This window comes from Paracoccus chinensis, from assembly GCF_900102885.1.
GTDB lineage: Bacteria > Pseudomonadota > Alphaproteobacteria > Rhodobacterales > Rhodobacteraceae > Paracoccus > Paracoccus chinensis.
On sequence record NZ_FNGE01000039.1, the window covers coordinates 1 to 7,032 of the forward strand.

Below are 7,032 nucleotides of genomic sequence, written 5' to 3' on the forward strand. Positions count from 1 at the left end.
CGCGCGGGGCCACCAGCAGCGGGACGATCAGCCCCGCGTCGCGCGCGTCAATCACCGCCGACAGGCTGAGCGCGTCGCAGGGATGCACCGCCGCCGCCCGCACCGCGTCCAGCCCGCGCACGAGGTCCAGAAGCCGCGTGGTCCCGCCGTTGGCCGTCTGGGCCAGCCGCACCTCGGGCAGGGTCGTGCGCTGCCAGCGGCGCTTTTCGGCGGGGGCGATCAGATCGGCATGGCCGTCAATGACCACCGTCCCGTCCTGGTTGGTGCAGCGGCAGGCCAGCCGCAGGCGGCGCGAGGCCGGGTCGCGTTCCACCACCTCGACGCTTGTGGAAAGCGTGTCGCCCGCGCGGATGGTCGCGCGGAAGGCCAGTTCCTGCCCCAGATGGGTCGCGCCCGGCCCCGGCAGGCGGGTGCCGAGCACCACCGCCATCAGGGCGCTCGCCAGCATCCCGTGGCTGAGCCTCTCGGCCAGATGCGCTTCCGCCGCCGCGTCGGGATCGAGCGCGTCGCCCCCGTCAAAGCCGGTCAGCGCCGCCAGCAGCCGGATGTCGTCCACCGTCAGCCTGCGCGTCATCGACGCGCCGTCGCCAAGGGCGATTTCGTCGAAGGTCCTGTTTTCAAGGGCCGTCAGGCCGTCGGCGATCATCGGCTTTCTATCGGGCATGGCATCCTTTCCGTGGCAGGGGCCAGTCGAGTGGGCTTGCGTCCCCGCGTCAAGGGTCCCTGCCCCAGCGGCACCGGCCGCCGGGTTCTGCGTCAGCGCTGCAGGACGTAGCTGCCGGGGGCATCCATGATCGGGGGATGGCCCGGGCCGCCCAGGACCGGGGGCGCCACCCGGTCGGGGGTCGAGTTCGCGTCGAGCCAGGCGATCCATTCCGGCCACCATGAGCCGGGCTTCGTCGGCGCCGCCGCAAGCCAGTCCTCGGTCCCGACGACATGGTCGTCCTTGCGCTGGCGGGCCAGTCGATAATGCCGGCGTGGATGGCCGGGCGGGCTGACGATGCCCGCATTGTGCCCGCCGCTCGTCAGAACGAAGGTCACGTCGGTGTCGGCGAGATAGTGGATCTTGTAGACCGACCGCCAGGGCGCGACATGGTCGCGCTCGGTGCCCACGACGAACAGCGGCACGCGGATGTTCTGCAGCGCCGCGGGGCGGCCGTCGACGACGAAGCGCCCGGCCGCCAGCTCGTTGTCCAGGTAAAGCCGCTGCAGATACTCGCTGTGCATCCGATAGGGCATGTGCGTGGCATCCGCGTTCCAGGCCATCAGGTCCGTCATCGCCGTGCGCTGGCCGGTCATGTAGTCCTTGACCAGCCGCGACCAGATCAGGTCGTTGGACCGCAGGAGCTGGAAGGCCCCCGCCATCTGGTCGGCCGCCAGATAGCCCTGGTCCCACATCATCCCTTCCATCACCCGCAGCTGGCTGTGGTCGATGAAAAGCGCGAGTTCCCCCGGTTCGGTGAAATCCGTCTGCGCCGCGAACAGCGTCACCGAGGCGAGCCGCCCGTCCCCGCTGCCACCCATCGCGGCGGCCGCGATCGCCAGCAGCGTGCCGCCCAGGCAATAGCCCGTGGCATGGGCCCGGGCCCCCGGCACGATGTCGCCCACCGCGTCCAGTGCGGCCATGACGCCCATCCGGCGATAGTCGTCCATCGACAGTTCGCGGTCCTCGGCCGAAGGGTTGCGCCACGAGATGCAGAAGACCGTGTGCCCCGTCCCGACCAGGTGCCGGATCAGCGAGTTCTGCGGCGACAGGTCGAGGATGTAGTATTTCATGATCCAGGCCGGGACGATCAGCACCGGCTCGGCCACCACCTTCCCCGTTGCCGGCGCATACTGGATCAGCTCGATCAGGTGGTTGCGAAAGACGACCTTTCCCGGGGTGGCCGCGACATCCTCGCCCACGCGGAAGGCCTCGGTTCCCGCGGGCGGCTGCTTCAGCAGGATGCGCTGGGAATCCTCCAGCCAGTTGCGCCATCCCTGCACGAAGTTCTGCCCGCCCGTCGCGATGGTGCGGGCAATGACCTCGGGGTTGGTGAAGGGGCTGTTCGAGGGCGAGAAGACATCGAGCATCTGGCGCGTGGTGAAGGAGACGACATCCTCGTGATGCGGCGCCACGCCGGGGACGTCGTGCGTCGCCTGGTGCCACCACTGCTGGTTCAGCAGAAAGGCCTGTGCCCAGTTCGAGAACGGCGGCTGCCGCCAGAGCTCGGCCCGGAAGCGGTTGTCGCCCGGCAGGGGCTCGATGCTCGGGGCGGCCTCGGCGCCGCTAGCGACGGCCGCCGCGTGCATCCCCAGCCGGGCTGTCTTGCGCATGGCCTTCTGCGCAAGCTGCATCTGCTTGCCCGGCGCCATCATCAGGTGCATCCACCAGTCCATGACGGCCAGCGACAGCCCGACTGGGGACAGGCCGCCCGTGAGCTTGCTGGCCGTCGCCGCCTGCATCCGGTTCAGCGCCCGCAAGGCTTCGGGCATCTCGTCGGCGTCTGATGTGCCCTGTCGTGCCGTCGGCTCGGGCAGGTGCAGGGCCGCCCGGTCCCTGGGAGGTATGTCGTTCATGCTTCCGACCCGTGTTGCTGACGATCCTAGGCTCAGGGCCCATTGTCTTCATAGCCAGAACATGACGGTGGCGGCGAGGGCGACGGCGAAGAAAGAAACCTTCGGGCACCTGTCATAGCGGTTTGCTACGCGCCGCCAGTCTTTCAGGCGACCGAACATGATCTCGATCCTGTTGCGACGCCGGTATCGGCGCTTGTCATACCTGATGGGTTTGGCGCGTGATTTCCGGCCTGGAATGCAGGCTCGTATCCCTTTGTCCTTCAAAGCTTCCCGGAACCATTCGGCATCGTAGCGCCTGTCGGCCAGAGATGGCGATTGAGGAGATCGACCGGGTTCTGGCTTCCGGCGTGCGCTTCGGCCGCGTCTTGGCGGACGCGGGCTATGGCCGGAGCGCGCCCTTCCGCCAAGCCTTGAGAGAGCGAGATCTCCGGTGAGCAGTGGGCATCCCAGCCAAGCAGAAGGTCTATCCCGTCGATCTCGAGATGATCTTCCCCGTCGCCGGACACGGACGCCCGCGCCAGCACCACCTCCCCAACCAGCTCAGCCGGCCTGTCGAAGCAGTGCTCGCGGACGCCGACTGGCAGACACTGAGCTGGCGCCGGGGCACCAAGGGCCGGCTGGCTACCCGCTTTGCAGCGTTGCGGGTCCGCCTGGCCGATGGCCCGCCGCAGCGCATCCACGACATGGGCGCGAAACATCTGCCGGGCGAGGAGGTGTGGGCCGTGGGGGAGCACGCTCCACAGGCGAGCGCAAGTACTACCTGTTCAACCTGCCTGCGGACGCGGATCTCCACACCCTTCCGTCTGCCGTAAAGGCGCGCTGGTCCTGCGAGCAGGCCCACCAGCAACTCAAGGAAGAGCTCGGGCTCGACCACTTTGAGGGCCGCTCCTGGACCGAGCTGCACCGACACGCCCTCCTGACCATGATCGCCTTTGTCTTCCTTCAGCAGCGGCGCCTGGAGCAGGCCGAGCGGGGAAAAAAAGCGGCCCCTCACCTCCGCCTCAGCCAAGCCTGCCCGCCGTTAGGCGGGCCACCGTCGCAGCCCTCGTGCCAGCGCGCCCACCAGCCAGATGCCCGCACCGCCGACGCTGGATCAGACCACCGCCTGAAGCAGGAGTGCCAAAGTAGTGCTAGGCTCTGGGTGTCCATAAGGGGATGGTCCAGCGTACACTCCTTCCGCTCTCCAAATGTGGCAGTTTCGGCGCCGCCCAAACCGTTCTGCAACGCAGGGAACGGCCTTGTGCTCCTGCTAAGATACGGTATCCCCCTATCCCATGAGCCACACCACGAAGCATAAAGCCAAGCTCCTGGCCCGCGTCCGCCGCCTCAAGGGGCAGATCGAGGCTGTCGAGCGGTCCCTCGAGGCCGACGCACCCTGTGGCGAGGTCCTGAACCTGGTTGCCTCGATCCGCGGCGCGGTCGGCGGCCTGACGGCCGAGCTGATCGAGGACCACATCCGCGAGCATGTATCCAATCCGGACCGGGACGACGACGCCGCGCGCGGGCAGGCCGCAGGCGAACTGATCGACATCATCAGGACCTACCTCAAATGAACATCCGGGCATCGCGGCTGGCCAGCCCGCACGAGCATGTCTACCTGGGCGACAATCACGAGCGGAACGAGCGCCGGACCTGGCTGGTCATCGCCATTACCGCCGCGATGATGGTGGTCGAAATCACGGCGGGCAGCATCTTCGGCTCGATGGCGCTGATTGCCGACGGCTGGCACATGTCGACCCATGCGGGGGCCATGCTGATTGCCGCACTCGCCTATCGCTATGCCCGCCGCCACGCTCGCAATGAACGCTTTACCTTCGGCACGGGCAAGATGGGGGACCTGGCGGGTTTCGCCAGCGCCGTGATCCTGGCGCTGATCGCGCTGCTGATCGGCTGGGAAAGCCTGATGCGGTTCTACAGTCCGGTTGCCATCAGCTTCCGCCAGGCGATTTCCGTGGCCGTGATCGGCCTGATCGTCAATCTCCTCTGTGCCTGGCTTCTGCGCGAGGACCACGCGCATCAGCACCACGGCCATGGGCATAGTCACAGTCATGGGCACGACCATGATTCCCATGATCACGGCCCTCATCATGAGCATGCGACTGACAACAATCTGCGCGCCGCCTACCTGCACGTCCTGGCCGATGCCCTGACCTCCGTGCTGGCCATTGCGGCGCTGACGCTTGGCAGTCTGTATGGGTGGAACTGGCTGGACCCGATGATGGGCATGGTCGGCGCGGCCGTGATCGCCCGCTGGTCCTGGGGGTTGATCCGCGACACCGGCCGGGTCCTGCTCGACTACGTGCCGGAGGATGAGGATCTGCCAGACGAGATCCGCTCCGCAATCGAAACCGGCTCGGATCAGGTGACCGATCTGCATGTCTGGCAGCTTGGCCCGGGTCATCACGGCGCGATTGTCGCGATCCGCTCCAAGGCGCCGCTGGAGCCCGCTGCCTACCGCGCCAGGCTCTCGCATATCCACGACCTCTCCCATCTGACGATCGAAGTCGAGCGCGCCGCCTGAGGGAGGAAGAACGATGTGAGGGGCCACATGAGGCCGCATAGCCTGTCCCTGGCTCATCTGCCGCCTTGTCGATCTGCAGACGGTAATCCTGTTCATTGCCGCTTCCAAGGTGGAGGGCGTGGCGGAGCGTCACGACGAGGCCCCTTTGACATTGAGGGGAGGCTTCAGTCATCGCGGGAGTTGTGCAGCTTCGACGGGATGCCGATGGAGCTCAGCCTCTCCATCGACAGCCCGCGTCGGCAGTAGCTGGGCCGGCGTGCCTGACCGGTCATCATGATTGATCTTGCCGTTTATGGCGGCCTGTTTCTGGCGGCCTTCACCGCAGCGACTCTGCTTCCTGCGCAATCCGAGATCCTGGTTGTCGGCCTTCTGCTGACCGAGCACCCGCCAGGGCTGGTGCTGACTGTTGCCAGCCTCGGCAATGTGCTGGGTTCCGTGGTCAACTGGTTTCTCGGGCGAGGAATCGAACGGCTGCGCACCCGACGCTGGTTCCCGGTAAGCCCGGCCTCCCTGGCACGAGCGGAGGGCTGGTATCGCCACTACGGCAGATGGTCGCTGCTGCTGGCCTGGGCGCCGATCATCGGCGACCCGTTGACTGTCGTTGCAGGAGTGCTGCGCGAGTCGTTCTGGGTGTTCTTGCTCCTTGTCAGCATTGCGAAGATTGGCCGCTACCTTGTTCTGGCAGCAGCAACATTGGGGTTCGCTTGACTAAAGTTGCCGCTCTGCCCCGGCGCTGCAAAGCAGGCTTCGCCTCTTGCAGGCGCATAGGACGGGGTTGACAAGATTACGTCGAGCAACCTCAAGGCATTAGTGCCTCAGTTTGCCTTGAACGTTGCCCGGCGGGGGCGGGACCCCCGCCGGGTAGAAATAGCGGATTGCAAGCTCTCAGTCGGCTGCCGGCGCCTCAGGGAAGCCTGCTGCAGCAAGGGCGGACGCAAAGCGGTCACGCGGCAGATCGCTGGTCAGCTCGACCTCGCGACGGTTCTGATCGATGACGATAGAGGCATTTGCATCGACCGACTGGATGGCGCGAGTGACGCTGCGGGCGCAGCCGCCGCAGTTCATGTTGGGGAGATGGAGACGCATGACACCTTCCTTGGTTCTTCTCATGCCTGAGCAAATGGGAGCTTCCAGCACTGGAAGGTCAAGGCGTGCCAACAACTTCCTGATGTTAACCTGCGCGTGAATGGCCACAATCTGGCGGACATGACTGGAAGCCGCTCGTCTGCCCTCTTCCTTCCAACTGCATCGCTGCTTGCCGTGAGCGTCGTTTGCAGCGCCCTCTGGGCAGGGTGGAGCTACAGCATCTCAGTCCAGATCCAGCACGGAGTCGAACTTTACGCCGAACATTGCGCGATCTGCCACGGCGCCCAGCTTGAAGGTCAGCCCGACTGGCAGGTTGCCGACGAAAGCGGCGCTCTCCCTGCACCGCCGCATGACGCATCCGGCCACACCTGGCACCACGATGATGCCATGCTGAAGGACTACGTCCGTCGGGGCGGCCAGGCGGTTCTGGATGACATAGGTGTGCCCATGACGTCGGGCATGCCGGCTTTTGGCGAAATCCTGACGGACGGCGACATTGCCGCCATCCTCGGGTTCATCAAGTCGACTTGGCCCGATCGGATACGCGCGATCCAGGCCGAACGGAATGGCAGCTAGCCCCGGTCCCGCAAAGTGCAATCTCCTGCCAGGGCATCAAGTATCGAGCAATCCGGATGCCCATCGCCCGCACAGCTCTGAACAAGCTGCTGCAGGGCCGTACGCAGTTGCATCAGATCAGCCAACCTTTCGTCGACTTGGGCGAGATGACGCGCGGCGATCTCGCGCACGTCGGCACTGCTGCGGCTCGTGTCTTCGTTCAGCATCAGGAGGTCGCGGCAGTCCTGCAGCGAAAAGTCGAGCCGTCGCGCACGGCTCAGGAAGCGCAGCCGGTGGACATCAGCAGGGCT

General features: G+C 66.1%; 8 protein-coding genes and 2 pseudogenes. 5 read left to right on the forward strand and 5 right to left on the reverse strand.

The window, feature by feature from the left end; translation table 11 throughout:
- The 3 genes and pseudogenes from BLQ03_RS18145 to BLQ03_RS17080 form a co-directional block, all read right to left on the reverse strand.
- On the reverse strand, window positions 1–664 hold a 664-nt coding region (locus tag BLQ03_RS18145), incomplete at its 3' end, for a MaoC/PaaZ C-terminal domain-containing protein (protein ID WP_281201023.1).
- Window positions 665–756: 92 nt separating this feature from the next.
- Window positions 757–2,559: a PHA/PHB synthase family protein gene (locus BLQ03_RS17075; protein WP_090757503.1), complete on the reverse strand. Its 1,803-nt coding sequence runs from the start codon at window positions 2,557–2,559 to the stop codon at window positions 757–759.
- A 48-nt stretch (window positions 2,560–2,607) separates the two neighbouring features.
- Window positions 2,608–2,865, reverse strand: a pseudogene (locus BLQ03_RS17080) (transposase); the annotation flags it as partial.
- Between BLQ03_RS17080 and BLQ03_RS18950 the strand changes: the two are divergent.
- The 4 genes and pseudogenes from BLQ03_RS18950 to BLQ03_RS17100 form a co-directional block, all read left to right on the forward strand.
- A pseudogene (locus BLQ03_RS18950) lies at window positions 2,838–3,668 on the forward strand (IS701 family transposase); the annotation flags it as partial. The pseudogenes BLQ03_RS17080 and BLQ03_RS18950 overlap by 28 nt on opposite strands.
- A 165-nt stretch (window positions 3,669–3,833) precedes the next feature.
- Window positions 3,834–4,112 (forward strand): metal/formaldehyde-sensitive transcriptional repressor, encoded by a 279-nt coding sequence (locus BLQ03_RS17090; RefSeq protein ID WP_090757504.1) that lies wholly within the window; start codon window positions 3,834–3,836, stop codon window positions 4,110–4,112.
- Window positions 4,109–5,080, forward strand: coding sequence for a CDF family Co(II)/Ni(II) efflux transporter DmeF (dmeF, locus tag BLQ03_RS17095; RefSeq protein WP_090757505.1), 972 nt, complete (start codon window positions 4,109–4,111; stop codon window positions 5,078–5,080). The genes BLQ03_RS17090 and dmeF overlap by 4 nt, the downstream gene beginning before the upstream one ends.
- Before the next feature lie 273 nt (window positions 5,081–5,353).
- Window positions 5,354–5,788 (forward strand): YqaA family protein, encoded by a 435-nt coding sequence (locus BLQ03_RS17100; RefSeq protein ID WP_090757506.1) that lies wholly within the window; start codon window positions 5,354–5,356, stop codon window positions 5,786–5,788.
- 177 nt (window positions 5,789–5,965) lie between these two features.
- Here BLQ03_RS17100 and BLQ03_RS17105 read toward each other — a convergent pair whose 3' ends face one another.
- Window positions 5,966–6,166, reverse strand: coding sequence for a heavy-metal-associated domain-containing protein (locus tag BLQ03_RS17105; RefSeq protein ID WP_090757507.1), 201 nt, complete (start codon window positions 6,164–6,166; stop codon window positions 5,966–5,968).
- A 120-nt stretch (window positions 6,167–6,286) separates the two neighbouring features.
- On the opposite strand from BLQ03_RS17105, the gene BLQ03_RS17110 reads away from it, so the two are divergent.
- Window positions 6,287–6,742 carry a c-type cytochrome gene (locus BLQ03_RS17110; RefSeq protein WP_090757508.1) on the forward strand — a complete coding sequence of 152 codons (456 nt, stop codon included), beginning with the start codon at window positions 6,287–6,289 and terminating at the stop codon, window positions 6,740–6,742.
- Here the strand turns inward: BLQ03_RS17110 and BLQ03_RS19275 are convergent.
- Window positions 6,739–7,011: a MerR family DNA-binding protein gene (locus BLQ03_RS19275; protein WP_425415755.1), complete on the reverse strand. Its 273-nt coding sequence runs from the start codon at window positions 7,009–7,011 to the stop codon at window positions 6,739–6,741. The two genes, BLQ03_RS17110 and BLQ03_RS19275, sit on opposite strands and share 4 nt — an antisense overlap.
- Between the last annotated feature and the right edge of the window lie 21 nt (window positions 7,012–7,032).